This is a genomic window from Polyangium sp. y55x31 (genome assembly GCF_029946505.1).
Classification (GTDB): Bacteria; Myxococcota_A; Polyangia; order Polyangiales; family Polyangiaceae; genus Polyangium.
The window spans coordinates 23,457-50,456 of sequence record NZ_JARZHG010000024.1 but is presented as its reverse complement, the minus strand read 5'-3'; the positions used below and the strand labels follow the sequence as shown (position 1 = coordinate 50,456).

Sequence of the window (27,000 nt, the reverse complement as noted above, 5' to 3'; positions counted from 1 at the left end):
CAGGAGTACCGACCGTGAAGCAAGAGCTCCTCCGTTCTCCGCACGTGATGCTGGGCGCTGCGCTGCTCGTTTCGTCCCTCGGAGGCCTGGGCGCTTGCCAGAAGGCCGAGGAGGAGGCCCCAGAGGCCCCGGAGCCCGCCGTCGTGGCGCCCGGTCATTGCGTGTACACGAGCCCCTTCACCCAGGCCGAGGAGTGCCGCGACTACACCGGCAAGGGCTGGTCCGCCGAGACCGCCGAAGCCGATTGCAAGGCGCTCACGAAATCCACATTCACGAAAGCCGAAGCCTGCACCTACCCGAAGACGCTCGGGCGATGCGTGCTCGACGGCGGGACGGACGACGAATACAGCATCGTCTTCCCCGGCGAAGACACGGCCCAGTGCGCCTCGACCCAGCGCGGCTGCGAGCTCTTCGGCGGCGGCAAGTTCCTCCCCGACGCATGCGAAGGCGTGATCGACGAGCCAGGCAATCCCAATCCGGGGGCATCGGTCTTCCACTGGCCCGAGCAGGTATGCGTGGACCCCAAAGCCGGCGAGCCCGCAGGCCAGAGCAGCGGCAAGGTCTGCACGTTCGGCGCCATCTCGGGGTGTACGGAGCCCGGTCGAAAGTACACTGATTACGCGTCCTGCGAGCCAGTCCTAACGCAGCGCCCCTACTGGCCGGCCCCGCCCTCCGATTTCAAAACCCCCGAAGACGATCCGCGCCACTCAGACCCACAATGGCTCGGCGAGCTCGCATGGGTGACAGAGCAAGTCGAGTCGTGCGGCTGCGTATGTTGCCACTCGGAGAAGGCCGCCCCCGCAGAAGGTCCGTCGAACTGGTACATCGAGGCCAGCCCAATCTGGACCGACAGCTTCTATCCAACAGGCCTCGCACTCGCCGCCGGCTGGGTCTCCTCGGCCGCACTCGGCGCCTATCCGCCGGACCAGAACAACGGTTTCTCCCGCGACACCGCCGGCCTCCCAACCACAGACCCAGCGCGAATGATCGCATTCTTCGAAGGCGAGCTCCTCCGGCGCGGATACAAGAAGGAAGATTTCGCAAACGAAACCCCCTTCGGCGGGCCCCTCTACGAACAGAGCCTGTACGTGCCGAGCGATTGCGAAGCCGGCCAGGGCGTCGACGCCGCCGGCAAGATCACCTGGACCGGCGGCGACGCCCGTTACGTTTACATCTTATCAGCGGACGCCAAGGCCCCAGGCGCGCCGCCGAACCTCGACCTGCCCGAAGGGACGCTCTGGCGGCTCGACGTTCCATGGACCGCCGCGCCTGTGAAGAGCGGTATCACCTACGGCGAAATCCTGCCAAACACGAAGCAGGGATATCCCGTCGAAGGCAGCCCCGAGAAGCTCGTCCCGGGCACGAAATACTATCTATACGTGTGGGCAGACGTCGCCGTCCCGATCACGCGGTGTCTGTTCAACGTTCCACTTTGAGGAGCGGAGCGGGGCGGAGCGGGGCGTTGCCCCGCACCCCAGCAGGGGGCTGTCCGCCCCCTGCACCCCGGACCAGGCACGGCCTGGACCGAAGGCGTAAGAACTGCGCTCCGCGCAGTTCTTACGACGGGCCCGTGGCAAGACCATGAAGGTCGTCGCACGCAACGGCACGTTGTCGGTTGAACCGTTAACGCCGCGGTCTTGCTTGGCAGGGATGTCGCCGATCTTGCCACCGGCTGTTCGATGAACTGCGCATCGCGCAGTTCATCGACCCCGAGTCCAGCGCTTGCGCTGGTCCGGGTCCAGGGGTGGACAACCCCTGGTCGGGGGTCCGGGGTGAAACCCCGGGGTTACGCCCGGACAACCTCGATGACCACCGGCGGGCGGGGCCGCGCGGAAGTGCGCTGGCCGGTCTTCGCTTCGTGCCACGCCTCGAGTGCCCGCAACGCGTTTTTCGGGCCGACTGAATCCACGAAGGCGCGTGCCGCGCCGAATGCTGACCAATCGCGCTCCCGGTGCGTCACGGCGTAGGGGCCTCGTTCATCGAGACCGCCTTCGTCGAATGCCTGGAACACCTCGATCATTCGGCCGTCACGAACGCTCTTGCAACCGAATTTTGCGAGCTCCTCGCCGGTCGGCAAGGGGCTCACGAGATATGTCTCCGTGACGAGTGTTGCGCCACAGAGAATTGCTCCCGACACCTTGGAGATGGCGTCGAGCCATGCCGCGGAGGCGGCTGCCGTCTCGTCTTCTTCGTCGCCCCCTTCGAGCTCTGCCACGAGTGCCTCGAGGTCGTCCCGCTCGATCCGGCCCCACCGCCGTACCCACTTCTCACGACCGCGGCGGGGCCTGCGTTGACCATCGGTCGGATCGGCTGATTTGGATCGCATCGCGGGGTCTACCTGCTCCTCTGCACGATCCGAGCCCCGGGGACCTGGCGGAACCGCCACAGGGGGACGACCTCGGAAGATCGGGCGGGCGAGCCTCTACCGGGAAATCCGGACCACCGCAAGTGTTCTTTCGCGGACGTGACGTTCTCGCCTCGGACACACTCGTTCTTCCCATCTGCCCGGGACCGTGTGTAGAACGGCCGCCGCCCGCATGCGTACCTCCTCGTTCGAATGGATCGCCGATGACGGCAAGCCGATCTTCGTGCGTGTCTTCTCCCCTGACGAAGGCGCGAAGCCCCTCGGCGTCGTCCACGTGTCGCACGGCATGAGCGAGCATGGCGCTCGTTACGCGCGCGTTGCCGAGGCGCTCACGGCGCGTGGGCTCGTCGTCGAGGCCCACGATCATCGCGGCCATGGGCACACGGCCAAGTCGAGCGACGAGCTCGGTTACTTCGGCCCGGGCGATGGGTTCGGCCGTGTCGTCGCGGATCTGCGTGGCCTGCTCGCGCGCGCTCGTATGGCGTACGCTGGCCTTCCGCAGGCGCTCCTCGGCCATTCGATGGGCTCGCTCATCGCGCAGGGCGTCTTGCCCGAGGAGGGCGGCAAGCTCGCTGCCGTGATCCTTTCGGGGACCAACGGACCGCCGAGCATGATGGCGCGTGCGGGCGTGCTCGTGGCGAAGGCCGAGCGCGCGCGGCTCGGCGAGCGTGGCAAGAGTGCGGTGATCCAGGGGATGTCGTTCGACGCGTGGAACCGCACGTTCAGCCCGAACCGCACGCCCTACGACTGGCTGTCGCGTGACGCGGCCGAGGTCGACAAGTACGTCGCCGACGCGCTTTGTGGCTTCTCGGCGACGACGACGTTATGGGTGCAGCTCCTCGGCGCGATGCCCTCGCTCGCGCATCCGGGCGCGCTCGCGCGGATTCGGAAGGATCTGCCGGTGTACGTGGTCGCGGGCTCGGAGGATCCGGTCCACGAGCGGACGAAGAACCTGCGCGGGCTGCTCGACGCGTACGCGAAGGCGGGACTTTCCGATGTGACGTACCGCGTCTACCCGGGCGCGCGTCACGAGTTGTTCAACGAGACGAATCGGGACGAGGTGATCCGCGAGGCTGCGGAGTGGCTCGCCCGCAAGCTCGCGCGGTAGTCAGGGCACGAGCACGGCGTCCCCTTCGATCACGATGTCGTCGAACGTCCGCGCGGTCGGGTGACCCTCGATGGGCGGAGCGCCGTACCGGACGAGCGCGACCCGCAGGAGCCCGGCCGCGCGCGCGGCGTCGAGCTCGGCCTTCACGTCCGACAGAAAGAGCACCTCGTGCGGCTGGACCTCGAGCGCGGCCGCGATACGCGCGTAGGACGCGGGATCGGCCTTCTTGCCGGTCGTCGTGTCGAACCACGCGTCGAAGAAGCCCGAGAGATCCCCCTCGATCGTGTGCGCGAAGAGGAGCTTTTGCGCGAGCACCGACCCGGACGAGAACACGGCGATCCCGAGCCCACGCGCCTTCCACCGCGCGAGCGCGCCGGGGACGTCCGGGTACACGTGCGAGCGATACGCCCCCGCGTGATACCCCTCCTCCCAGATCATGCCCTGGATCGCCTTGAGCGACGTTGCCTTGCGGTCCTCGTCGATCCAGCGGAGCCAGAGCGTGATCACCGCCTCGTCGGACAGACCCGGATCCCCCGCCTCGGCCCGCGCCGCGTCGAGCGCCACAGCGACACGCGCCTCGCCCGCGTGCGTCCGGACGAACGATGGCAGCGCCCTTCGCGCGTGGACGAAGAGCGTGTTCGTCACGAAGCTGATCGACGTGGTGGTGCCCTCGATGTCCGTGACGATGCGCTTCACCATGGCGCGCCCTGTGCGAGGGTGTCGGCGTCGGGGAAACGCCGCGCGATCTCGTCGCCCGTGAAGGTTCCGATCCAGCCTGCGGGCGTGCCGAAGAAGCGAATCGCGCAGAAGTCGGGCTGCGTGCCCATGTCGAACCAGTGCCGCGTGCCGGCGGGGACCGAGATGAGATCGCCCCGCTCGCACCGCACCGCGAGCACCTGTCCGGCGAGGCGCAGGTAAAACACGCCGGCGCCGTGCACGAAGAAGCGGACCTCGTCCTCGTCGTGCGTGTGCTCTTCGAGGAATTTTCCGCGCGCCGCCTGGGCCTTCGCGGGCCAGCTCGGATCACTCGGATCCGGCGAGAGGCGCGCGACGTCGACGGAGGGATAACCGCCCTCGCGGCAGAGTTTTTCGATCGGCGCGTGGTATGCGGCGAGGATCTCCTCGGTCGTCGCCGAAGGCGTGAACGAAAAGGAAGCCTCCCAGGCCTCGAAGCGGATGCCTACGTCGCGCAGGATCGCCGCGATCTCGGCGTGGTCCTGCGTGGCGCGGACGAGCGCTCCGGGAGTGTTTTCCCGAAAGACGTGGATCGAGCTCACGCCTGGAGGATCGACCCAAACCGATCCTCGCTGCAAGCCCGTTCACGCGCTCAGTAATTCACCTGAATCTGGAGCCGCACGAGGCGCCCACTCTCCTGCGGATAAGGCGGCTCGGGGTAAGTTCGCTCGGCGATCGTGTAGGCGGCCGTGGCCTCGACGGCCGGGATGGGCTGCCATTCGAGGCCCATCTCCAGCTCGCGGACCTTGTAATGCGGCGCGTTCGTCTCGAACTTGCGCCCGCCGTCGTAGAGCACGCCGCGAACGTAGGGCACGAAGTTTCCGATCTTCGCCATGGCCATGACGTACCCGCCGTGGAGCGGACGCTCGACGACGCGGTCCCCCACGAGCTCCGGTCCGCGACCGATGTTGTATTCGGCCTGCAGGCCGATCGGCTGCGGATACAGGACGAACGAGGCGTGGGCGCGGATGTCGCGGATCTCGTCCGGCGCCGTGACGTCGTCCGAGGTCTTCACGACGAATTTGCCGGCATACCCGCCGCCGCCGATCTCCACGATCTGCTTGCCGATCTGGAACGGCCAGGTGATCCGACCGACGACGTGCGGCGTGTCGTTCCGCTCCTTCTGGTTCGCGGTCTGCCCATTGTACACGCCGAGCGCGATGACGCCGTAATCACCCGATCCCTTGAGCCCGTCGTCGACGAGCGCCTTGAACCGCTTGCGAATGCGCTCGGGGGCCCAGTAGAAGAAGATGCCGAGATCCCGCTCGTCCTTGACGGCGCTGTTCAATGCGTCCGAGCGATCGAACGGCGCGCGGTTCTGGCTCGACTGCATGTTCTCGAAGCCGTACGGCACCTTCGACTGCCCCACGCGGAAGCGGAATTCTTTTTTCTTGTCGAGGGCGATGTCCGCGTACCAGTCGCGCAGCGTGGGCACGTGGTACTGGTCGGAGACGACGGTCGCGAAATCGGGCTGGATGTACACGAAGACGCGCTCGTGCACGTCGCCCTGGAGGATCAGGCGGGCGCGGCGGATCAAGAAGCCGCCGTCCTTGCCGATCGAACGATCGCCCTGGGTGTTGACGAGTCGCTCGTTCGTCGCGCCGAGCTGGTTGTACCGGACCTGCGAGTAGCCGCGGATCTTGATCTTGTCGTACCAGTGCTGCGCGGCCTTGCCCGCGCCCTCGCCGGGCTTCGGCTTTTCGGGTTTGGCCGTGGGCTTCGGCGCGGGTTTGACTGCGGCGGGCACCGCGGGCGGGATCGTGGCCAGCGCGATCTCCGATCGGGGCGCGGCGGGGATGTCCTCCGCGGCCGAACGCGAAGACAAAAGAAGACCAAAAACCGCGGCGAGGGCCGAGCGCGCGGCCAGACGTGCGAGCGACATGGAAGGATTCCGGGGAAGTCCCGGCCTTTCTTCTTCTGACGCCCCACGCTAGGCGACTTCGGTGACGAACTCGTTACGGCTTCGTCGCGACGCCGTTACCGTTTCGTTTGCATTCGTTACAGTTCGGAGAAGTTGGGTGACGCCGCGCTCAGCGCTTGCCGTGCAGCACGCACTCGAGGAGGAACTCGATCGCCTCCACGTGCCGGGCCGCCTCGGTCGGCGTTTCGCCCCATGTGTAGAGGCCGTGTCCTGCGAGCAGGTAGCCGTAGACGCAGTCGTCGCCGCCGAGCTCTGCGTCGACTTGTGCGGCGAGGCGCGGGACGTCCTGATCGTTTGGGAAGATGGGCAGGCGGATCGAGGTCTCGTGCGTGTTCACGCCGACGAGGGCCTTGAGCATCTCGAAGCCGGAGAGGACGACGTATCCCTCCGCGATGAGCGCGCGTGACAGGACCGTGGCAGCGACGGAGTGCGTGTGCGCCACGGCGGTGACGCGCGAGCGGCGCCGGTAGATCTGCGCGTGGAGCGGCGTCTCGGCCGAGGGGCGGCCTTCGGTGAGGGGGGTTCCTTCGAGGTCGACGACGAGCAGGTCCTCGGCTCGGAGCGCGCCTTTGTCGAGACCGCTCTTCGTGATGACGAAGCGATGGGCGTCGAGGCGGACTGAAAAATTGCCGCTCGTTGCTGGGGCCCAGCCTCGCGCGTGGCAGCGACTCGCGAGCGCGAGCAAGGTGGTCGCGGCGGACTCGGGGAGGCGATGTTCCTGCACGCTCGACCCTACCCGGCCGGGGCAACGCGAGCAAGCCCTGGCATGTCTGGCCGAGGGGAGGTCCTCGCTTGACAATTCCGGCCGACTTTGCTGGCCTCGCGGCGTCCACGCGGAGATTTCCGTAGGAATGGGGCGGCCTCGGGTCGCTCGGCCGCTCTCGCCGATGTCTGCGTTCGAAGCCCTCCCAAAACGTCGCATCCCGTGGCTTGCCGCCTTGCTCCTCGGGATCCTCCTCGTGATCTCCCTCGTCGGTGTCCACCTCGATTCGCCGACGATGGACGAGCCGGTCCACCTCGTGCGGGGCCTGTCGTACTGGTGGATCCGCGACACCAGGCTCGGCTACGCGCACCCGCCGCTCGCGGACGCCTTGCTCGCGCTGCCGGCCGCGCTCCTCGGCGACCGCGTCGATCTGACCTCGTTTCCAGCGTGGGCCGACGCGGACACGGGCAAGCTGGCCGAGCAATACTTCACGGCGCACTGGGCGGCGGCGCGGGCCGAGCTCGTCATTGCGCGGCACGTGAACGTGCTTTTTTCGTTTCTGCTCGGGCTGTACGTGTTTCGCTTCGCGCGGCGGAGGGCTGGGGATCACGCGGCCCTCTTCGCGCTCGGGCTCCATTGCCTGCACCCGACGCTCCTCGCGCACGGCCGGCTCGTCACCACGGATTTGCCGATCGCGCTGGCCACGACGATCGCCGTGGGCGAGGCGGCCGAGCATTTCGAGCGGCCGCGGCTGCGGACGGCGATCACCACGACGCTCGCGGTGGCGGCGGCATTCTGCATCAAATACAGCGCGGCGTTCCTGGTCCCGCTCCTCGTCTCGCTGGGACTTTTTTTCGCTTGGCGCGGCGGCGCCGAGGGTGATGCGCCCACGCGGCGCGCGAGGCTCGGCCGGTTCGCCGCGCATGCCTTCGCCGTCACGCTCGCCGCGGTCCTCGCCGTCAATGCGGCGTATGGGTTTCAGCGCACGGGCTGGACGGTCGCGCGTATCCTCGCGGAGCCCGAGCCGCAGAGTTACATCTCGAAACGGGCGAATCATCGGCTCCTCGAAGAGCGCTCCCCGCTTGCGCGCCTGCCGCGCTGGCTGCCGGTGCCGCTTCCGTACACGTACGTCTTTGGTTTGTCGATGGTCTCGGTGCAGGGCCGCGACGGGCATGCGACCTATTTCCTCGGCCAGCGCGCGGACGGCGGCTGGGCCGGGTATTTCCCGGTCATGCTCGCGATCAAGAATCCGCTCGCCGTGCTCGTCTTGCTCGGCGTCGGGCTCGCCCGATCGATCCGCCGCCGCGCCGCGCCGGATCGCGTGGCCGGCACGCTCCTCGCAGCGTGTGGCCTCTACCTCGCCATTTCCATGGGCTCGAAGATCAACATCGGCGTGCGTCACGTCCTGCCGGTGGTGCCGTTTTTCGTCCTCGGCGCCGGGACCGTCGCCGCGCAGCTCTGGCAGGAAGGGACGCGCCGGACGCGGACGCTGCTCGCCTTGCTCGGCGCCGGCACCTTTGCCTCGGCGATTGCGTGGTATCGCCACCCCGTCGGGTATTTCAATGCCCTCACCCTCGGCCCCGTCTTCGGGCCCAAGGTCAGCGTCGTCGGCGAGGACTGGGGGCAGGACATGGCCGACGTCGCCGCCGCCCTGAAAGCCCGGAACCTCGGGCCCGTGTATTACCACCGTTATGGCTGGATGATGGCCCGCGAGCTCGAAGCGAACGGCATCGAATACGAGCGCCTTCGTTGCGGCGAGCGCCCCGGCCCCGGCGTCGCCGTCGTTCACGCCGTCACCCGCGCCCGGAGCCCCGGCTGCCACCCCGAGCTCTTCGCGAAGGCGCCGCTCCTCGTCGTGAACGGACGCCTCTTCGTCTACGCCCTCGACGCACCCGATCGCCCTGCCGCACCCGCGCCGCGTCCACGCCTGCGGTTCGTCCCGCCTCCCCCGCCGAGCAGCGCCTCCCCCGACGACGAGGACTGAATCCGCAAGCGTCCGCACGAGATCGCTTGACAGGTCGACCTTGGCCATGTACTGATATTGAACATCACTTTCATTATCAACGAGCACGCCACCCCGACCCAGACCCCAGGAGCACGACCATGTCTTGTCCCGCGAAGGCCTCTTCTTGCGCCCCCGTGACGCTCTCGCGCGGTCCCGTCGCCCGCGTCGACCATTGCCCGCAGTGCAACGTGATCTCGATCCACCTCGGCGCGACCTCGATCCGGCTCGAACCTGCGGCCTACGAGGCGCTCTGGGGCACGTTGTCCCACGCGCTGCGCGTGCTGCGCGGGCTCACCGAGGCGCCCGAAGCCGCGCCGACGATGTGGACGTCGTCCGGTGGGAGCGCGTAGCTAGAAACCCAGGTCGTCCGACATCCGCCGGCCTGCAGGCTTGGCCGGCGGCGATGCCGGTGCGGTCGGCTTGCGCTGCCCGGCCCACGGATCCTCCAGCTCCAGGCTACGCGTCGGAGGTGCAGGAGACACGGGAGACGCGGACGGCGAGACCGGTGAACCAGCCGGAGCGGCCCCCTCCACCGCTTCGAGCTTCGCCCGCCCGTTCTTCACCGTCGCCTTGATCTGCCCCGCGTCGATCATCGCCTGCGCCCGCGCCGCGATCGCCTGCGGCGACTCGGCCGTCGCGCGCGCGCGCTCCCGCTCGGCGATCCCCGCCCGCTCGATCCGCTCGAGGTTCTGCGCGACCTCGTCCTGCTTGCGCGCGACCGACTCCGCCTTCGCCGCGGCCTCGCGCCCCACCTCGCCGATGACACCCGCGAGGTAGGAGAGCTGCTGCCCGACGTACATCTGCCGCCCTTCGAGCGCCGCGAGCCGCGCCTCGGTCGCGCGCGCCTCGGCCCTGAGCTTCTGCACCTCCGCGAGCGCCATGTCGCCCGCGGTGTTGTCCACGCACCCGACGCACGCGAACGAGAGCACCCCGGCGCAGGGCACGAGGAGGCGAACGAGGATCGCAGAGAGCAGCTTCGAAGCCATCGAGGGCGCGATGCTACCGCGCGCCGAGCATGCAAGGAAAGGCCTCGTGCAGGCTCCCTCACGGCCCTTCCCTTTACGCCTCGACGCGGGTCGGGCATCCTCGGGGGCGGCGAGCTCCATGGACGTACCCCGCGGCGCTCGTTTCGAAGACCCTTGGAGACCCTCGACCCGGCCCTTTCGAGCCTGATCACGCGCCCCCCGGAGCAGAGGCGCATCGGCCCCTTCGTCCTCGTCGAGCAGCTCGGCGCGGGCGGATACGCGCCGGTCTGGCTCGCGCGCGAGACCTACGGCAAGGCCGAGCTGCGCACCGCGGCCGTCAAGCTGTTCTCGCTCGAAGTGAACGCGAGCGATCGCAGCCGCATCCTCGAAGAGGCGCGCGCGCTTTGCCGCGTCGAGCACCCGAACGTGGTGCGCTTCTACGCGCTCGCCGTCGACGAAGCGGCCGGGGTCATGGGCCTCGCGATGGAGCACGTCGCCGGGCGATCGCTGGAGGACCGGATCGAGGCCGAAGGAACGCTCTCCGTCGACGAGACGTTGCGCGTGGGTGTGGCCATCGCCTCCGCGCTCGCCGCGGTGCACGGCGCAGGCCTCGTGCACCGCGACGTCAAGCCGAGCAACATCGTCGAGGAAGCCGGCGGCGCGTACAAGCTCATCGATTTCGGCATCGCGTCGGCGTCCTCGACCCCGGCCGCCGTGGAGGACGTGATCCCGGCCGAGCCGGACGACGGCATGACCCCACGCGCGCTCGCCGCGACCGCGCGGATCTCGGGCCGCATCACGGGCACGTATGGCTACATCGATCCCGCGGTCTTCGGCGCGGGCGCGCCACCCTCGGCCGCGAGTGATCTCTACGCGCTCGGCGTCACGCTGCATCGTTGCCTCTCGGGCGCGTTGCCCGCCGAGCGCTTCGGCGGCGACGGCGCGCTCGATCCCGGCGTGCTCACGGGGTACGCGCGGCCTTTGCCGCTCGCCGCGCGCATCGAAGGTGTCCCGCGCGCGCTCGCCGAGCTCATCGATCACCTGCTCGCGCCGCGCACCGAGGACAGGCCTCCGCGGGCCTCGTGGGTCGCGCATCACCTCGAGCAGATCCGCCGCGATCTCGCGGGCCGCGCGCGCGTCTTGCCCGACGAGGACGAGGGCCCGTTCCGGGGCCTTCGCCGCTTCGAAGCGCGCGACCGCGACGTCTTCTTCGGCCGCACGCCCGAGGTCGCGGCCGCGATCGAGCTCTGCCGCGGCCGTGGCCTCATCGCGCTCGTCGGCCCCTCGGGCAGCGGCAAATCCAGCCTCGCGCGCGCGGGCATCTTGCCGGCGCTCGCCGAGGGCGGGATCGTCGGCTGGCCCGAGGTGTGGGACACGGCCATCGCCGAGCCCGGACGAGATCCACGCGCCGCGATCGCCGCCGCGCTCGCGCCGTTCATCCCGAACGCGGCCGAGCTCGCGCCGGGCCCGCTCTGCGAGGCGATGGCCCGGCGCGCGAGCGAGGAGGAGCGGGGCATCGTCCTCTTCGTCGATCAGCTCGAAGAGCTCGTCACTACCTCGTCGGCCGGGAGCCGCGAAGAAGCGGCCGCTTTGCTCGTGCGCATCGGCGCGCAGCCCTTGCCCGGCGTGCGCGTGATCGTCGCGGCGCGTAGTGATCTCTTGCATCACCTCCTCGCGATGGGGGATCTCGGCAACACGATGGCGCGTGGCCTCTGCCGCGTGGAGCCGCTCTCGCCGACGTACTGGCGCGACAGCGTCGAGCGCGCGCTCGCGTCGTATGGCTACGCGCTCGAGGACGCGGCGCTCGCGGAGGAGCTCTTCGCGGGGATCGACGCGACGGCCGGCGCGATGCCGCTCGTCGAGTTCGCGCTGACCGAGCTCTGGAGCGCGCGCGACAAGGGGAAAAAGCTCCTCTTGCGCTCGGCGCTCACGGCCGTGGGCGGCGTCGAGGGCGCGCTCGAGCGGCACGCCGAGGCGGTGCTCGCGTCGATGGAGCAGGCCGAAGAGGGCTCGATCGAGGCGGCGCGCGCCGTCTTGCTCGCGCTCACGACGGCCGAGGGGACGCGGCGCGTGATGAGCGTGGACGAGCTCGCGGCGATCGCGGGGCCGCAGGCGCGACGCGTGATCGAAGCGCTCGGCGAGGCGCGGCTCGTGGTGCCGGCCGAGGGCCCCGAAACCTCCGTGACGCTCGCGCACGAAGCGCTGCTCTCGCGCTGGGGCCGGCTCGCGTCGTGGATCGCCGAGGCGAAGGGCGATCGCATGCTCGCCGAGGAGATCGAGCACGACGCGGCGCGCTTCGATCGCGACGCGGAGAGCGCCACGCTCTGGCGAGGGCGGAGGCTCGAGTTCGCGAAGGAGCTCCTCCGGAAAAACACGGTCCGTTTGTCGGCGGCGGCCGAGCGGTTCATCCACGCGAGCGTGCGCGTCTCACGGCGGGGCACGGTGCTCGCGGCGACCGCGGGGGCGATCGTCGCGGCGTCGATCGTCGTCGGCGGGCTCGGGTACGTGCGGGCCGTGCGCGCGGAGGAGCGCGCGGCGCAGGAGAAACTCGAGCGCGAGCAGAAAGAACGCGCCGAGGCCGAGCGGAACGACAAGGAAAAAGCCAAACTCCTGGAAGAGGTCCGCGCGACGGCGGCGCTGAACAAGGACCTCGAAGAGCGCATCCAGAAGACGCTCTCCGGGCCCACGCAGCCCGATCCGCAGGCCACCACGTCCCCGTCCACGAACCCCGCGCCACAGCCCGTGCTCGCGAACGTGGCGCAGGGCGGAAGCCCCATCCCCAAGGCCGCCTCGCCCGCGCCCGCGGCCCCGACCTCGACCACGATGCCGGCGAGCACGTCCGCGCCCTCGGAGACGACCCCGCCGGCCCCGAGCGGCGCCCCGGCCCCCACGGCGCCGAAGGCCGACGCGAAAGGCCCCGTCACGAAACCGGACGACGAATTCTAGTGATGCGTGTCCCCCGAAACGCCCTCGGAATCGGCCTCGCGATGCTGCTTGGCGCCGCCGCGCTCCTCGCGCCGCGCCCCGCGTCGGCCTGCGGCCCCTACCCGCCGCCGCGCGTGCTCTCGCCTGCGGACAAGGCCCTGGCGATGAGGCTCTTCCAGGAGGGCCGCGCGCTCGAAGGCGAGGGCAAACTCGAACGAGCCCTCGCGCGTTACCTCGCCTCCCGCGACATCCTCCCGCGCAAATCGAACACCAAGAACGCCGCCGTTTGCCTCGACAAGCTCGGCCGCGCGGCCGAGGCGATCCCCCTCTACGAAGAGGTCCTCGATCGATTCCGCAGCGAGCTCACGCCCGAGGAGCAAAAAGCGCTCATCGACGACGTGCGGCGCCTGCGCGGCCTCGTCGCTACGCTCCACGTCGTCGACGGCGAGGGCGCCCTTTACGTCGACGGAAAAGAAATCGGCCCGCTGCCGCGCGAATGCCCGCTGTATCTGCCTGCCGGCCACCACACCGTGCGCGTCAACCGCCGGGCCGTGCTGCTCGATCACGACCTGCCGGCCGGCGAATCGCTGCGCATCGTGGTCGGCTCGGCGCCGCCGGACCCGCCCCCGGCGCGCTCGCAGGGCTGGTTCGCCCAGGCCTTCGGCGGCCCCGCGCTCGGCGGCTCCATGGACAGCAATGCCGAGCGCGACGCCCAGAGCATCTGCACCGACCATTGCCCCTTCGCGAGCGGATTCCTCGCCGGCGCGCGCGGCGGCTACATCACGGCGAACAACGTCTCCGTCGAGCTCTTCACCGGCTTTTTCTCCGTCGAATCGACGTTCGAACGCACGATGACGCGCGACGTCCGGGTCCCGGACGGGAGCTCGATCGTCACGTACACGCTCTCGCACCGGCTCTCCCTGCGCGGCCCGTTCATGGGGCCGGCGGTCGGGTATCGGCTCGACCTCGGTCCGCGCTTTCGGGCCGTCTTCCGCGGCTCCCTCGGCCTCGTCGCCGCGCAATCCTCCGATCCGGTGAGCGGCACGGGCCGCGACGATCGTGGCCATGCCTCGCAGCTCATGTTCACGGGCACGAGCACCGTCCTCCGCTCGGCGCCCACCTTCCTCATGCCGGAGGTCGGCATCGAGGCGAAGCTCGGCGGCGTCCGCGTGGGTTTGTCCCTCGGCTACATCCTTTTCCTGACCCAGGGAAACATCTTCAATGGCCGCGCCTTCGACGCCGTGGCGCCCTGCCCGCCGTCCGGCGACAACGGCGTCGCCTGCGCGCCGGAGACCGTGGCCGACGTCTCCGGACAAGGGCTGCAGACCGCGCACGGCCTCATGCAGCTCTGGGTCCCTCAGCTCACCTTCGGCTTCTTCCCCTGAGCGCCGCCGCGATCCCGACCATCACGAACAGCCACGCGCCTCGCCCCTCCCCCTCGCCGCCGCGCGCCGCGCACGAATACATCGGCGGCGGGCCGTCCGGCACGAGCATGGGCCCGCAGAATCGCTCTTTTTTGCAGACCAGGCTCACGGGGCAATCGACGTCCGACGAGCAACGCTCGTAGCACTGCGAGCGGCGGCAAACCCCGGCGTCGTCGTCGCCGCACGGAGCCCCCTCCGTGTCGCATTGATCGGGGAGCTGCACGCAGAAGCCCTCGACGCCGCACGTATAGGTGTGTTTGTCCGGCACCCGCGGAGTGCACGGGTCGAACCCGGCGCCCTCGCTGCACCTGCATTTGCCGCCCTGGCACGCGCCGCTCGGGCAATCCGTGTCGAATTGGCAGTGCGGCGGAGCGGGCAGGCATTCCGTATCCGGACAGACGTAACCGCAGGGGCAAAGCGCGGGGCTGTTCGGGCACTTCCGCAACTCGGCCTCGCAAATGTTGCCGCTTCCGCCGGCCCCGCCCGCCGGGGGCGTCTCGGGCCGCAGCGATGCGCGCTCGTCCACCCCGCCGGCGCCGTCCCCGGACGCGCCGAGCAACGCGCCGAGGCAGACGATCGCGAGGATCACCCGCTGCGAGAAGCGTCCCCGTTCCGCCATCGCCCCCTCACCTCTTCCTCGGCCGCGGCAGATCATACTCTTCCAGCCGGGACACCAGGGTCCGCCGCGAAATCCCCAGCATCTCGGCCGCGCGTGTCTGGTTGTGGGCGCATTTCTCCAGTGCGTCGAGGATCCGCTGCCGCTCGTTGATCCCCTTCAGCGCCTCGCTCACGTCGGACTCCGAGATCGGCTGCGTCGCCGTCCATACCACCCCCGCGGGGGGCGCCGCGGTCTTGTCCGGCGACGGCCTCGGCGACCGCGCGATCCGCGGCGGAAGGTGCTCCGGCAGCACGGTGTCGCCCGCGCAGAGCACCGCGGCCCGCTCCATCGCGTTCTTCAGCTCGCGCACGTTGCCCGGAAACGCGTGCCGTTCGAGCAGCTCCCGCGCCTCCGTCGCGATGGAAGGCTCGCCCTTGCGCTCGAGCTTCTTCCACGCGTCCTCGAGGAAAAACGCTGCAAGCTGGCTGATCTCCGCTTTCCGCTCGCGCAGCGGCGGCACGACGAAGGTGATCCCGTTCAGCCGGTAGAAGAGGTCCTGCCGGAACGTCCCGCGCAAGGCCTCGGCCTCCAGATCCCGGTTCGTGGCCGCGATGAACCGCACGTCGACGGGCCGCGGCGCGACCGCGCCGATCCGGAGCACCGCGCGATCTTCGAGCACGCGCAGGAGCTTCACCTGCACCGAAGGCGACAGCTCGCCGATCTCGTCGAGCAGCACGGTGCCTCCGTCGGCGGCCTCGAAGAGCCCCTTCTTGTCCTCGGTCGCGCCGGTGAACGAGCCCTTCTTGTGCCCGAAGAGCTCGCTCTCGAGCAGCGTCTCGCTGAGCGCGGCGCAGTGCACGGCCACGAACGGCTTGCCCCGCCGCGGCGAGGCCTCGTGAATGGCCCGCGCGAGGATCTCCTTGCCGACGCCGGTCTCGCCGAGCAGGAGCACGTTGAACGGCGACCCTGCGGCCCTGCGCGCCTCCTCGTACAGCGCGCGCATGCTGGGATCCGCGACGACGACGCGGCTCATGGCCCCGCGCCGCGCCTCGTCGGACGCCTTCGTTCCCTCCTCGTGCCGCGCGCGCCGGACGACGGCGATGACGGATCCGAGGACGATACAATCTCCCAGCTCGACGAAGAACGTCTCGCCTGGCGCGCGATGCACGCGGCGGGTCTCGACGGCGCTGCCCTTGTCCTCGCTCTTGCGCACGAACGTGCCGTTCGCGCTGCCCTTGTCCTCGATGCGAAGCACCGGCCCGACGTGGAGCACGGCATGCCGGCGCGAGACGGACGCATCGTCGATGCGCACGTCGTTGCCCTCCCCGCGCCCGATGGTGACACTGCCGGCTTTGGGCAGGGCGGTGGCCGCGGCCTCGTCTCCCGCGGCGTACACCACGAGCTCGAGCGCCCCTCGTTGCTCCTGCCGATCCACCTGACCCATCCTGTCGTGTTCTCCGAGGGCCGAGGGTACGGGAAAACGAGGGCCGGAGGAAGCGGCGCGTCAGGGGGGTGGGATGGGAGGGGGGTGGGATGCGAGCGTGGGCGGAAGCGGAAGCCACGGGTCGACACTCCCCGAGGCCCACCCCTGCCGCGGTGTGTGCGTCGCGCCGGCGGCGGTCGATCCTATCACTCGACGGATGCCCGGCTCGATGGTTCGCCGCTTGCGATGAGAGCCAGCGAGCCTCCATGTTCATGCAGCAACGTGGACCCCTCACGCATCTCGCAACCGGACGGGAAGGAGTGTCTCTATGGATCGATTTGCCATTGCCTCCATGTTGGCGATCGGCCTCGCGTCGGCTAGCCACACGTCCCTCGCGGCAGACCCTGCCGCGCGCGACGACGCTGCCGACATCGAGCGAGGTGTGGATTCCCTTGCGGTCATCAGCCATGTCGACAGCATGTGCCAGATCTGGGTCAACGGGACATTGCGGGCGACCATTGGTCCCTTCGGAAACAGCGGCGTCCTCACCACCGCGCCGAGCTCCCGCGCTTCCCGACTCGAGCTCATGGCTCGCTGCGACAATGCGATCTATTTCAAGGTCCTCGACGAGAGCCGCCGTCATTGCGATTTCACGATCGATCCGAGGGTGGAGGGAAACGAGCTCGTCGTCGGGCCCTGCGACAACTGAGCGCCCGCGGGCTATCACGCGTGTGCGCGACGCGGCATCTCGTCATGGCGGTCCTTTCCTGCCTTTCGGTCGCCTCTTGCGGGGCGCCCGCCGAGGAGCCTCTCGCCGCGGCGCTCCCGATCGTCGGCGGTACGCCCGTTCCCGCCGAGCAATGGGACAGCGCCGTGGCCATCACCCGCCGCGGGCTCATCACCTGCTCGGGCGCGCTCGTGCACCCGCGCCTCGTGGTGACGGCTGCGCATTGCGTGCGCGGTCTCGACGATCCGGAAGCCTTGCAAAAAGCTTTCGTGCATGTCGGGCGGGGCGCGGAAGGCGGCGCCGCGCGCCCCACGGTGGCCATCGCCCGGGCCGTCATGCATCCGCTGTACAGGAAAGCCAGCCCCGAAGACCTCTTCGGGCGATACGACGTCGGTCTCGTGATCCTCGCGGAGCCACTTCCTGCGATTTCGACGCCGCCGCTCTTGACCGACGTCGTGGAGACGCGGGAAGCCCTCGCGAAAGCCCGGGAGATGCTCCTCGTCGGCTACGGCTTCCGGACGCCCGCGGAGGACGGCTCCGAATACGGGCTCAAATACGCCGCGTGGACCCACATCGTCGCGGTCGGCCGGGGCGAGCTGCGGGCCGGGGGCGCGCGGGCCGATGCTTGCGGCGGAGATAGCGGCGGCCCGGCCTTCGTGCGCCTCGAAAGCGGCGCGTTTCGACTCGTGGGCCTCGCGTCGCGCGGGCCCGTCCCCTGCGCCGACGACACCAAGCCGGGCAAATGGAGCGTCCTGCGCGAGACGATATGCTGGATTCAGGAGGAATCCGGCATCGATCTCGCTCTCGGGGACCTGGATTGCGCGCCCCCGCCGCGCTCCTTTCAGGAACATCCAGAGGGAGAATCGTCTTCGGCCCTTTGCGACGCCATGGAAAACATGGGCCCTGGTCCGGCGCGCACGCTGCGCGCCCTCGCCGCAGCGCTCGGGGAGCCGATTGCAGCGGGGGGCTTGCCGGATTGCCAGCGCATCGAGGGGCGCCTCGCCGCGACGGAATCGCTCTCGCTCGACAACCTGGCGCTGACGGACCTCTCGCCGCTCGCTGGGCTCGCCGGGATGCGCCGCCTCTCGCTGCGCGGCAACTGGCTGCGGTCGCTCGCGCCGCTCGAACGCCTGCCTGATCTGCAATGGGTGGACGTCACGGCAAACGACGTGGACGACCCGGAGCAGGTGCGACGGCTCGAGGCGCGCGGCGTCACGGTGGTGGGCGGGGAAGCGCAACTCGCGCCGTGGGAACGGTGAGCCGCGCTCGCGCCCCTGGGTTCGTTCCTTCGCGCGTCAAGCCGAGGGGCATTCCCAGAGGTTTTGGAGGTACGAGCACGGCAGGCAGCCATCCGGAGTGCAGTAATCAGCGGACGAGCCGGGCAGCTCCGTGGCGCTCACAGAACACGTATTGTTCCCTCTCGGGCCAGGGGTGACCACGAGCGACCTCGGCTGCAGGTTCCGGTGGCATTTGTAGATACCCACGGGCGCGCTGCCGTGCATGGCATCCGCCGCCTCCGCGGGGGGCGGCTCGGCCGAGGGCCCCGACACGCCGTCGCCTTCGTCGGACACGCAGCCGTTCACGAAGGCGAGCGCAGCGAGCAGCGCAAGCCCGAATCCGGCCAGGAGAGGGCGACCCGATGGATGAGGATTGTGCATGATGGCCTCCCTTTTCGAGCTCATCGGAGCGGCTGCCGATAGGGGCATTTCAAAGAAATTCTAAGATCCTGGCAATCCGGACACGTCATGAAGATGCCGGAGCCGCTGCAAAAGAGCTTCGAAGAACCCGCGAGCACCGGCGCAAAGAACGTACAGCTCGAGTTCCCCCATGGGCCGGGGTAGGCCACCATGGACGCGCTGATCAGCCCCCCGCTGAGGGTGCATCTGAAGATGCCCACGGGAGCTGGGGTTTGCAGGTCCGCCTCGGCCTCCGCGCTGGATGGCTCGAGGGATTGTCCCTCCTCGTCGTCGGCCTCCTCGGGCGCGCAGCCATGCACGAGGGCGAGCGTCGCCATGAACGCCATACCGAACCCGCTCCGGAGAGAGCGACCCGCTGGATGAGAATTGTTCACGATCCCCTCCTTTCTTCAACGAGGGTCGGCGCGCCTGCGCAGCGCCGACGCCCCCGAGCGATTGATTGCAATGACGTGCCCCCCGCACCTCGCGTCGAAAACGAGCCCTTTCGCGCCCTCGAAACGCGCCACCTACGGAACCATCAAGCATCCGAGCGAGAGTCGGAGGGCTCTGCAGTCCGGGCAGGTGCCCGCGAAGGGGGGAGTCACGATGGAACTTTGGCAGAACCTCCTCGATGAGCGGCGCCGCTCCGGGGCGGCGATCCTGCACGTCGGCTGCCCGCCGGAGGCGGTGAAGACCTCCAGGGAGCCGAGCATCAGTCCCTCCGCGAGAGAGCATGTATAAACGCTTCGGGCCTCTCGGCTCTCCAGGTCCTCCGTGGCCTCGCCGCTCGATGGGTCATCGGTTTGTCCGTCGATATCCTCCGCCCCACAGCCATTCGCGAACGCGACCGCGGCCAGAAGGCAGAGCCTGGACACGGTTGGAAGGACGCGAGACATCGCGTATCGCCTGTTCATGGGTTCGCTCCTTTGTCGATGTCGATCGCGGCGGGACCGATCAACCTCGGTTCATGAGCCGATCGGCACGAGGAAGCATCCTTCCCTGAGGTCCTGGCAATCCTGGCAGGAAAGGAAGGGGAATGCTCCCGAGCAATACTCACGCGAGGATCCGACGTACTCCGGCTGGACGATGCTGCACGTTCCACCGGGCCGCACCACCAGCGTGGACAGGATCAACCCTCCTCCCGTCGTGCAAGTATAATGGCCGACGGGGAGGATGCTCACCAGGTTTTCGGTGGCCTGGTCAGCGGATGACTCGGATTCCCCTGCGACATCCTCCGAAGCGCAGCCATTCACGAGCGCGAACATCCCCACGAGCGAGAGGCCGAAACCGAGCCGGAGAGCGCGACCCATCTTATGCAGAGTGCTCATGCTTGCCTTCCTTTCCGATCGAGGCCCAGCGTGCCAACGCGGCGTCGGCGAACCTCGATCGTCTAGGGTGCAATCTAGATGCCGTGGCGCATCTGTAACCCGGGGGCCCAATGCCATGCAGCGCCGCCCACGTGCACTCGCTTTGAAGGCCTCGGCCTCGAGGGCATTGCCGGATGCGTCGAGCTGGACGAGCGCCGCAAGGTTTTTCCCGCTGGGCATGAGCGGAATACGGACGGCTTTGCCAGCGAGGCCCGTCACCGCGGCAGGTGAATGCCGTGAGGCCCTGAGCATTCTCCCGATCTCGATGGGGTCATCACGCCCGGCACGTCGAGCGGCCAGGCCAGAGGGAGAGAGGCCGAGCGCGGCCTGAATTTCCCTGTCGGCCGCCTCGAATCCGCCCCCGCCTTCGGCAGAGCCCTCTTGTCGGTGTGGATCCAGGCGGCGCAGAAGGGCGTGCCTGGCTGGCCAGCGGCGAGCTGGTTCCCGGCGCCTCCTGGGCGGGAGACGCCGCGGGGATCACTCAGCCGTCATTCCCACAAAATGAATTGTTCCCGAACGGCGGGAACGACTCCCCCGGCTTCCAGTCGAGCACGCACAGGAGCAGCGCCGGATCACATTTCACCTTGAAATCGGGGTGGATGCCGGAGCCGAAGGGCCTGCCCTGGTCCGGATCGGCCTTGGCGCAGCAGCGCGCGTCGTCGGGCATCCCCGTCGCTTGCCCCATGGCGTCCACCGCCTCGCACCCGACGGCGGGGAACAGCGCGCTCGCGACGTAGGTCGTGGTGCACGTCTCGCGATCGCCGGTCACGGGATCCTCGCTCTCCCGCGTGATGGTCACCTCGCCCGTCGCGGCGTTGCCCGGCGTGGCGAATGCCATGTGCACACGCACGTCGCGCCATTCGTACGCGAGCCGCGTCTCGGGATAGATCGCCGGATTACCGTCCGCATCCGTGTAGGCCGTCTCCGGGATGTGCTGCTCGGCGACGGAGAGGTCCGAGGCTGCGCAAAAATCGTTCGCGTCCGGCCGAGCGGTGTAATTGCCGAACGAATATTGCTTGTGGTTCGGATCCGGATCCGTCGCGCTCGCCGTGGCCTTGGCCGTGTCTGCCAGGACGCCCATCGAGGATGCCTGGATCGCGACCGTCGCCCGCAGGGCATCGATTTCCCTGTCGTCTCCCTTCGGCGGATTGTACACGGACATGCCGACCCGCTCGCCTGGCAGCATGAGGCAATCGCTGCCCGCGTCTTTCGGGAAGTATTTCACGGCATAGGCGCCGCTCGCGACCTCGCAGAGGATCGGCGGCTGCTCGCAGGACGTGCCGAAGGCGGCCGTGAACAGGAGCGCGCAGGCCCCGAGGGCGATCGACTTGAAGTAGTCGTGGCGATTCATGGTTCGTCTCCTCGTTCGCGCGATCAGAAGGTCAACCGGACGCCCATGCGGATCGTCCTCGGGCTCTGGTACGACGTGGGGCTGCCGTAATTCGGGTTTCGATTGGCGGGATCGAAGGGCGAGCCGTCCTCGAAGTTCACGAGTTTGTACCGACAACCCGCGCCGGTGGCGCAGGCCGACTCGCCCTTGTCCGGCAGATCCGACAAGGTTCCGCCTTCGATGGGCCGGACGTTCGCGTACGTGAAGGATTGGTCGCGGCTGGTCTCGGCCTGGAAGTTGAACAGATTGAACACGTCCACGCTCACGGAGAGCGTGCTGTCCTTGGTGATCTTGTAGCCGACGGCGAGGTTCGAATCGACGCTGTGGACCCAGGGCAAATTGCCACCCGAGCCGCGGGGCAGGATGAACGCGGCGCCCCGCCCGTAATAGGGGTGCGCGCCGAGGACGTCGAGCGGAGCGCCCGACGTGCCGGTGTAGCTCATGCCGACGTTGATGCGGATGTTCTTCGGGAGGGCGAACTCCTTGGCGCCGTAGACCTTGACGGAATGGCGTCGATCCCCCGGGAGCGGGCCCGTTCGGTTCGGCAGGAGCGACAGGAGGTCGAAGTCGGAGAGCGTATGCGGGGACGGATACGACCCTTCGGCGAGGCCGGGATAGTTCCCACGGAGATACGACGCCGTGTAGCTGGCCAGCGCGAGCCACCCTCCGGAGAAGGATTTCTGGAAGAACAGCGTGACGGCATCGTAATCGCGCCGCGCTTCGGGGAAGTCGGACGCCGCGCCGTATCCGGGGTTGCCCACGAGGAACGAAGTCCCTTCGTCCCGGCTCATATTCTCGATGACGCGATGAATCGACCGGTGCGTGTAGTTGACGCCGACGCGCGCATCATCGAAGACCTGGTATTCGCCGCCCCCCGAGATCTCGTCCATCGACTGCGCCTCGATCTCCGGATCCACCGGCGCGCGATCCCCGTAATAAAACCCCCATTGCCGGTTCGGCGAGTAGGGCGCCCCGATCGTGAGGCGGTTCTTCGGGTCCAGGCAGGCCTCGACCTTCGTGGGATCCGACGGGTCGCACACGGATTTCGACACGTTCGACACGGTGAACGGCCGCTGGACGAACAAGCCCTCGGCGAGGCCGAGGGGCACGTTCTCGTAATAACGCGCGTAACTCGCGAAGATCTTCGACCGGCCCTGACCGGTGGGGTCGTAAATGGCGCCGACGCGCGGAGACCACTGGTTGGGCAGCACCATGCCCACCCCCTCGCTGCTCGACATCATCTGCGCGTCGTACCGCAAGCCCGCATTCACCGTGACCCGGTCGAGGAACGTGAAGCTATCCTGCACGAACCCGCCGACGATGGTGGAGTGCGTCGTGGGGGACTGCAATTTCGGGACGTACACGTCGTCCGGGTTCGTGAGGTTTCCAATACGCCAGACCTGCCACGCCGAGCCGTCGTACGTTTCCGAAAACCACACGTTTCCGGTGTTTGCCCGGGCGAACAGGCTGTTCGACACCTCGACGTCGATCCCCGCCTTGATGACGTGTTGCCCGAGCGCGCTCGCGAGGTACGTGACGACGGCTCGACCCTGGAAGCGGTTCGTGATGGTCTCGTTGACGTTCCCGGGGCCGCCGGTCAGGTAGGCGCGCACGGGGCAATAGATGACGCTCGTCGCTCCCTTGGGCTCGCAGCCGCTCCCTGCCGGGAGGTTCTCGAAATCGGCGATGGTGTGCGGGCTCCCCCGCGTCCACGAGATGCCGGGCACGGTGTCGAGCCCCTGGCCACTGCCGATCCCCACCCCGTCGACCGGCAGGCGGTTCGAGTAGGCGTAATGATATCCGACCGTCGCGTCGAGCAGGAGCCTCTTTTCCAGGAAGGACGACGAGAGCTTGAGCGAGACCGTATTCAGCATCTGCTCTTCCTGCCGCCCGAAGGCCGCGTATTCTCCTTCCAGCAAGTTCGTGTTGATCGTCGTGGTCGTGCCCGTGACCCCGTTGAGCGAGATGCGCCCGTCCCCGCCGGACCATGTGGGCGACCCGAACACCGACAACGTCAACGAGTGGGAGGGGTTGATGAGCCAGGTCAGCTTGCCGATGTATTGCAGCGTCTCTTTGGCCGCGACGTACCGCCGCGTTCCCCCTTCAATCGGCGAGGTGAGCTGAAATCCGTATTCGTCGCGAAGGCTGATGGGGTTGCCGGCCGCGTCGAGCTTCAAGGACCCGTCGGGGTTCGTCTCGTACCGCAAGCGGTTCAGCGAGCGCACGATGTCGAGATCCTGGAGGGCCACGTTCAAGCCCGCGTAGAACCAGAGGCGATCCTTCTTGATGGGCCCGCCGATCTCGAAGCCGAAATCACGAATGGCGCGGAGCTTCTGGTCGACGGCGACCACCGTGCCCTCCGCGCGCACGGGCTTTCGTTGTCCCTCGAATGCGCCCGGCGTGTAGCTGCCGAAGATCGACCCATGAAACTCGTTGCCACCCGACTTCGTGACGACATCGAACACGCCGCCGGTCGTCCGGCCGTATTCGGGCATGTATCCGCCCGTGGCGATGTTGACTTCGCGGACGAACTCGAGGGAGAGCGGCGTATCGTTGATGCCGTCCGCAGCGTTGCCCACGGAGACGCCGTCGATCTGGAATCGGTTTTCGGGGGCCGAGGAGCCATTGATGGAAAAGCCGATGGGGGTCGGCTGCGCGCCGGGCACGAGCGCTCCGAGGCTTTCGAACGATCGCACGGCAGAGGCACGACCTCCCGGGGGGGCCACGGCGAGACGATGCGAAAGATTCGAATCGACGATCAAGCCCGTCGTCGTCGATCCGATGTCGACCACCGGGGGCCGGGCCAGGAGCACGATTTCCTCGCGCAACTCGTCCGGCATGAGCTGCAGATTGGCGCGGAGCGTGCTGCCCGTGCGGAGCGTGATCCCGCCGCGCGCGAAGGACTTGTACTCAGCGCCGTCCAGGCGGATCGTGTATTCACCCGGCGGGAGCTGGGGGACACGATAGTTGCCGGCTGCGTCGGTCACGACGATCTGCTCACCCTGCAACGCGGGGGAGGTCACGGTGACAACGACGTTGGCGATCGGCTTTTGGGTGGACGCGTCGATGACGGTCCCGGTCAAGACCGAGTCTCCGGCGGCGAAGGCGGGGGGAGCGACGAGCAGCCCGAAGCAGGTCGCTCCTATCAGAAAGCATCGTGTGGCTCTGGAGGTCAAGCGCATGTCCATCCTCTATTCTCGGTGCACTTCACTTTAGGGGCCGTTCCACACAAGCAATACTCGTACCATGCCCGATTCGGCCTATGATGCCTGCGTTTGAGGTAATGACGTGGTGCGCGCCCTCGTGTCAGCGTCACGCGCGCGTGACACTGACACAGCGCCGTGACACCGCCACTCGGGCGATCGTCGCACGGACGTGACGCGCCGACGTGCGGCATGCCGGCGGACTTCGATGCGGACGCCGCCATCGAGACTCCGGCGTGTGTCGGCGGGAGTTGTTGAAAGAGGGATGATTGTCGCCGACTAAAGCTCCGGCGGTCGATACATCGGACCGCCCGAAGGCTGCGCAGGCGCCGTCGCGGGCGCGCTCGGATCACGCTTCGTCGTCGCCGCGGTCTTTCCCGCCTTCGACGAGGCGGGCGCTGCTCGCGCGGACTCCGTCGCCCGAGGCGCAGGCGCCTCGGAGGCGCTCGTCGGGGGCGCCGGCGCGACAGCAGCGGTCGGCATCGTCGTGATCGTCGGGGGATCGAACGACGGCGCCGGTGTCGACGATGCCAGAGGCGCGACCTCGTTTGCCCGTGGAGGACGAAGCCCCCAGAATGCTCCGACGCCGAGCGCGATCGCCGCGGCGATCGCCATGGCGAGCGGCGCCGGCCGCAAGCGCCTGCCTCGGCTCGCCTCCGGAGGCACAATGACCGCCGACGCGCTGGCCGAGGATTTCACGTCGGAGGTGCTCACGCGCGCGCGCCCGGAGCTCGGATTCTCGATTCGTGTCGCAACGAGCGCGGCGTGGCCTTCCTCGCTGCTCTTCGAGCGCAACTCCGCGAGCGGGGTGTGAATCCCCTGGGCCCGGACGAACGACGCCACGGCGCGCGGCGTCGCGAGTTTCATTCCCATGCTGCGGACGGCGTCATCCAGAGCTTCGGCGAAATCGGCCGCCGTGGCATATCGAGCATCCACATTCTTCTCGAGCCCGCGCATGCACACGGCGTCGAGCGGCTCCGGTACGTCGGGGTTCACGGAGCGCGGCGAGGGCGTCTCGCTCGCCACGACCTTCGCGAGCATCTCGGCCTCGCTGTCGCCGCGAATGAGCCGCTTCAGCGCCATGAGCTCCCAGAGCAAGACGGCGGCTGCATAAACGTCCGTCCGCCGATCGACCGGCAATCGTCCCGCTTGCTCGGGCGACATATAGCCGATCTTGCCCTTGAGCTGCGAGCCATGCGTCGTCGAGATCCGCGCTTCGGCCCGCGCCACGCCGAAATCCGTGATCCTCGCGACGCCGTCCACGCCGATGAGGACGTTCTGCGGCGAGACGTCGCGGTGCACGAGGTGGAGGGGTTTGCCCTGTACGTCTGTCAGCTCGTGCGCCGCGTGCAGCCCGGCGAGCATGTCCAGAAATACGCGGAGCGCGATGTCGAGCGGCAGCGTGGCCCCCTGCTTGTGGAGGGCGCGCAGGAGCTGCTGCAGAGAAGCCCCCTCGATGTACTCCATGACGATGAAGACGCCCCGCTCGTCCTGCTGGACGTCGATCGTACCGACCACGTTCGGGTGGCGGATCTGCGCGGCGAGGCGCGCCTCGTCGAGGAACATCGCGACGAACTCGGGCTCGTCGGCGAGGTGCGCGTGCATCGTCTTGATCGCCACGAGCCGCTCGAAGCCGCCCATGCCGAGGGCGCGCCCGAGGTGCACGGTCGCCATTCCGCCCGATGCAATCAGGTGCAGGATCTCGTATCGCCCTCCACGCAGCTCCATCGCCCGCCCCTCAAGGCTCATTTCCCCAGACGAGGACGCCCTTGGAATAAAGTGTGACGTTCGCCCAGTCGGTGAAGGAGGTCTTCGTCGGATCGAACGAGTAATCACCCGCCTGGTTCATGGTCGTGAAATTCTGCGTGTGCAGGCGCGCCTGGATCTCCCCGCTGTCGGTGCCGGCGATCAGCACGCCGGCTTCGACCGCGAACGATATCGCGGCGTACATGTCGGCTTTCGCGCCGGAGGCCGGGACGAACGCCCCCGATGTATGAATACAGTTGAACTGGGCAAAATCGCAATCGTAGATGAAGTTCCCCATGCCGTCGCGCGTGAACCAGTAACGGATCTCGAGGTCGCTCAGGGGCACGTTCTCCAGGGTCTCGTTCACGATCTTGAAATGCGGCTGCATCTGTATGTCGTCGGCCTTCGGATTGGCATTCTTGTACTGCAAGCGAAAGCCAGTCGAAGGCGCGCCGCCCGCGCCGCCGCCATCACCGCCCATTCCGCCGGCGCCCATTCCCCCGACGTTCATTCCGCCGATGCCCACGCCCCCTGCTCCGCCATCACCGCCGGCGCCGGGCCCGGTCGCGCCGGGTGCGCCGTTCGACGCGAGCCGCGGATCGTATCCCTCCCAATCGAAGCTACACGCGCTCGCGCTGCCGAACGACGCGGCGACGGCGGCGGCGAACAGCAGAGGCGACGACGCAGGACCACGCTCACGGATCGAAGCCATTGCGCCT

The 27,000-nt window shown here is 68.4% G+C and carries 23 protein-coding genes; 8 read left to right on the top strand and 15 right to left on the bottom strand.

The features are described 5' to 3' along the window. The first annotated feature begins 14 nt into the window (after positions 1-14). Positions 15-1,436 (top strand): proteinase inhibitor, encoded by a 1,422-nt coding sequence (locus tag QHF84_RS32430; RefSeq protein ID WP_281317361.1) that lies wholly within the window; start codon positions 15-17, stop codon positions 1,434-1,436. 350 nt (positions 1,437-1,786) lie between these two features. Here the strand turns inward: QHF84_RS32430 and QHF84_RS32425 are convergent, their stop codons facing one another. Beyond that, positions 1,787-2,215, bottom strand: coding sequence for a hypothetical protein (locus tag QHF84_RS32425; protein WP_281317360.1), 429 nt, complete (start codon positions 2,213-2,215; stop codon positions 1,787-1,789). A 322-nt stretch (positions 2,216-2,537) separates the two neighbouring features. On the opposite strand from QHF84_RS32425, the gene QHF84_RS32420 reads away from it, so the two are divergent. Next, positions 2,538-3,473, top strand: a complete 936-nt coding sequence (locus tag QHF84_RS32420; protein ID WP_281317359.1) for an alpha/beta hydrolase — start codon at positions 2,538-2,540, stop codon at positions 3,471-3,473. Here QHF84_RS32420 and mtnC read toward each other — a convergent pair whose 3' ends face one another. The 4 genes from mtnC to QHF84_RS32400 form a co-directional block, all read right to left on the bottom strand. Further along, entirely contained in the window at positions 3,474-4,172 is a 699-nt protein-coding gene (gene mtnC, locus QHF84_RS32415; RefSeq protein WP_281317358.1) for an acireductone synthase, read from the bottom strand. Further along, entirely contained in the window at positions 4,166-4,750 is a 585-nt protein-coding gene (locus QHF84_RS32410; RefSeq protein ID WP_281317357.1) for an acireductone dioxygenase, read from the bottom strand. The genes mtnC and QHF84_RS32410 overlap by 7 nt, the downstream gene beginning before the upstream one ends. Positions 4,751-4,800: 50 nt before the next feature. Beyond that, on the bottom strand, positions 4,801-6,090 hold the full coding sequence (locus tag QHF84_RS32405) for a porin (protein WP_281317356.1): 1,290 nt from the start codon (positions 6,088-6,090) through the stop codon (positions 4,801-4,803). A 148-nt stretch (positions 6,091-6,238) separates the two neighbouring features. Further along, positions 6,239-6,853 (bottom strand): methylthioribulose 1-phosphate dehydratase, encoded by a 615-nt coding sequence (locus QHF84_RS32400; protein ID WP_281317355.1) that lies wholly within the window; start codon positions 6,851-6,853, stop codon positions 6,239-6,241. Between the two features lie 235 nt (positions 6,854-7,088). On the opposite strand from QHF84_RS32400, the gene QHF84_RS32395 reads away from it, so the two are divergent. Both QHF84_RS32395 and QHF84_RS32390 read left to right on the top strand, forming a co-directional pair. Beyond that, positions 7,089-8,816 (top strand): glycosyltransferase family 39 protein, encoded by a 1,728-nt coding sequence (locus QHF84_RS32395; RefSeq protein WP_281317354.1) that lies wholly within the window; start codon positions 7,089-7,091, stop codon positions 8,814-8,816. 119 nt (positions 8,817-8,935) lie between these two features. Beyond that, positions 8,936-9,187 (top strand): hypothetical protein, encoded by a 252-nt coding sequence (locus QHF84_RS32390; RefSeq protein ID WP_281317353.1) that lies wholly within the window; start codon positions 8,936-8,938, stop codon positions 9,185-9,187. On the opposite strand, the gene QHF84_RS32385 is transcribed toward QHF84_RS32390, so the two are convergent. Next, a complete protein-coding gene (locus QHF84_RS32385) occupies positions 9,188-9,823 on the bottom strand; it encodes a hypothetical protein (protein WP_281317352.1) in 636 nt (211 codons plus the stop codon). It lies immediately after the preceding gene. Between the two features lie 153 nt (positions 9,824-9,976). On the opposite strand from QHF84_RS32385, the gene QHF84_RS32380 reads away from it, so the two are divergent. Then, a complete protein-coding gene (locus QHF84_RS32380; RefSeq protein WP_281317351.1) occupies positions 9,977-12,748 on the top strand; it encodes a protein kinase in 2,772 nt (923 codons plus the stop codon). A 2-nt stretch (positions 12,749-12,750) separates the two neighbouring features. Then, positions 12,751-14,112, top strand: coding sequence for a tetratricopeptide repeat protein (locus QHF84_RS32375; RefSeq protein ID WP_281317350.1), 1,362 nt, complete (start codon positions 12,751-12,753; stop codon positions 14,110-14,112). Here QHF84_RS32375 and QHF84_RS32370 read toward each other — a convergent pair. Together QHF84_RS32370 and QHF84_RS32365 are read right to left on the bottom strand one after the other, a co-directional pair. Continuing rightward, positions 14,090-14,770 carry a hypothetical protein gene (locus tag QHF84_RS32370; RefSeq protein ID WP_281317349.1) on the bottom strand — a complete coding sequence of 227 codons (681 nt, stop codon included), beginning with the start codon at positions 14,768-14,770 and terminating at the stop codon, positions 14,090-14,092. The two genes, QHF84_RS32375 and QHF84_RS32370, sit on opposite strands and share 23 nt — an antisense overlap. Before the next feature lie 7 nt (positions 14,771-14,777). After that, positions 14,778-16,193 (bottom strand): sigma 54-interacting transcriptional regulator, encoded by a 1,416-nt coding sequence (locus tag QHF84_RS32365; protein ID WP_281317348.1) that lies wholly within the window; start codon positions 16,191-16,193, stop codon positions 14,778-14,780. Positions 16,194-16,500: 307 nt separating this feature from the next. On the opposite strand from QHF84_RS32365, the gene QHF84_RS32360 reads away from it, so the two are divergent. Continuing rightward, a complete protein-coding gene (locus QHF84_RS32360; RefSeq protein ID WP_281317347.1) occupies positions 16,501-16,881 on the top strand; it encodes a hypothetical protein in 381 nt (126 codons plus the stop codon). Positions 16,882-16,925: 44 nt separating this feature from the next. Further along, on the top strand, positions 16,926-18,158 hold the full coding sequence (locus QHF84_RS32355) for a trypsin-like serine protease (protein WP_281317346.1): 1,233 nt from the start codon (positions 16,926-16,928) through the stop codon (positions 18,156-18,158). 36 nt (positions 18,159-18,194) lie between these two features. On the opposite strand, the gene QHF84_RS32350 is transcribed toward QHF84_RS32355, so the two are convergent. From QHF84_RS32350 to QHF84_RS32320, 7 genes are all read right to left on the bottom strand, one after another. After that, positions 18,195-18,557, bottom strand: coding sequence for a hypothetical protein (locus QHF84_RS32350; protein ID WP_281317345.1), 363 nt, complete (start codon positions 18,555-18,557; stop codon positions 18,195-18,197). A gap of 20 nt (positions 18,558-18,577) precedes the next feature. Then, positions 18,578-18,970 carry a hypothetical protein gene (locus QHF84_RS32345; protein WP_281317344.1) on the bottom strand — a complete coding sequence of 131 codons (393 nt, stop codon included), beginning with the start codon at positions 18,968-18,970 and terminating at the stop codon, positions 18,578-18,580. 570 nt (positions 18,971-19,540) lie between these two features. Next, on the bottom strand, positions 19,541-19,903 hold the full coding sequence (locus QHF84_RS32340; protein WP_281317343.1) for a hypothetical protein: 363 nt from the start codon (positions 19,901-19,903) through the stop codon (positions 19,541-19,543). Positions 19,904-20,423: 520 nt separating this feature from the next. Then, positions 20,424-21,293 carry a hypothetical protein gene (locus tag QHF84_RS32335; protein WP_281317342.1) on the bottom strand — a complete coding sequence of 290 codons (870 nt, stop codon included), beginning with the start codon at positions 21,291-21,293 and terminating at the stop codon, positions 20,424-20,426. Between the two features lie 23 nt (positions 21,294-21,316). Continuing rightward, complete coding sequence (locus QHF84_RS32330) at positions 21,317-24,415, bottom strand: TonB-dependent receptor (RefSeq protein WP_281317341.1); 3,099 nt, start codon at positions 24,413-24,415, stop codon at positions 21,317-21,319. Positions 24,416-24,814: 399 nt separating this feature from the next. Continuing rightward, positions 24,815-26,263, bottom strand: a complete 1,449-nt coding sequence (locus QHF84_RS32325; protein WP_281317340.1) for a serine/threonine-protein kinase — start codon at positions 26,261-26,263, stop codon at positions 24,815-24,817. A gap of 10 nt (positions 26,264-26,273) precedes the next feature. Continuing rightward, positions 26,274-26,993: a cellulose binding domain-containing protein gene (locus tag QHF84_RS32320; protein ID WP_281317339.1), complete on the bottom strand. Its 720-nt coding sequence runs from the start codon at positions 26,991-26,993 to the stop codon at positions 26,274-26,276. Positions 26,994-27,000: the final 7 nt, after the last annotated feature.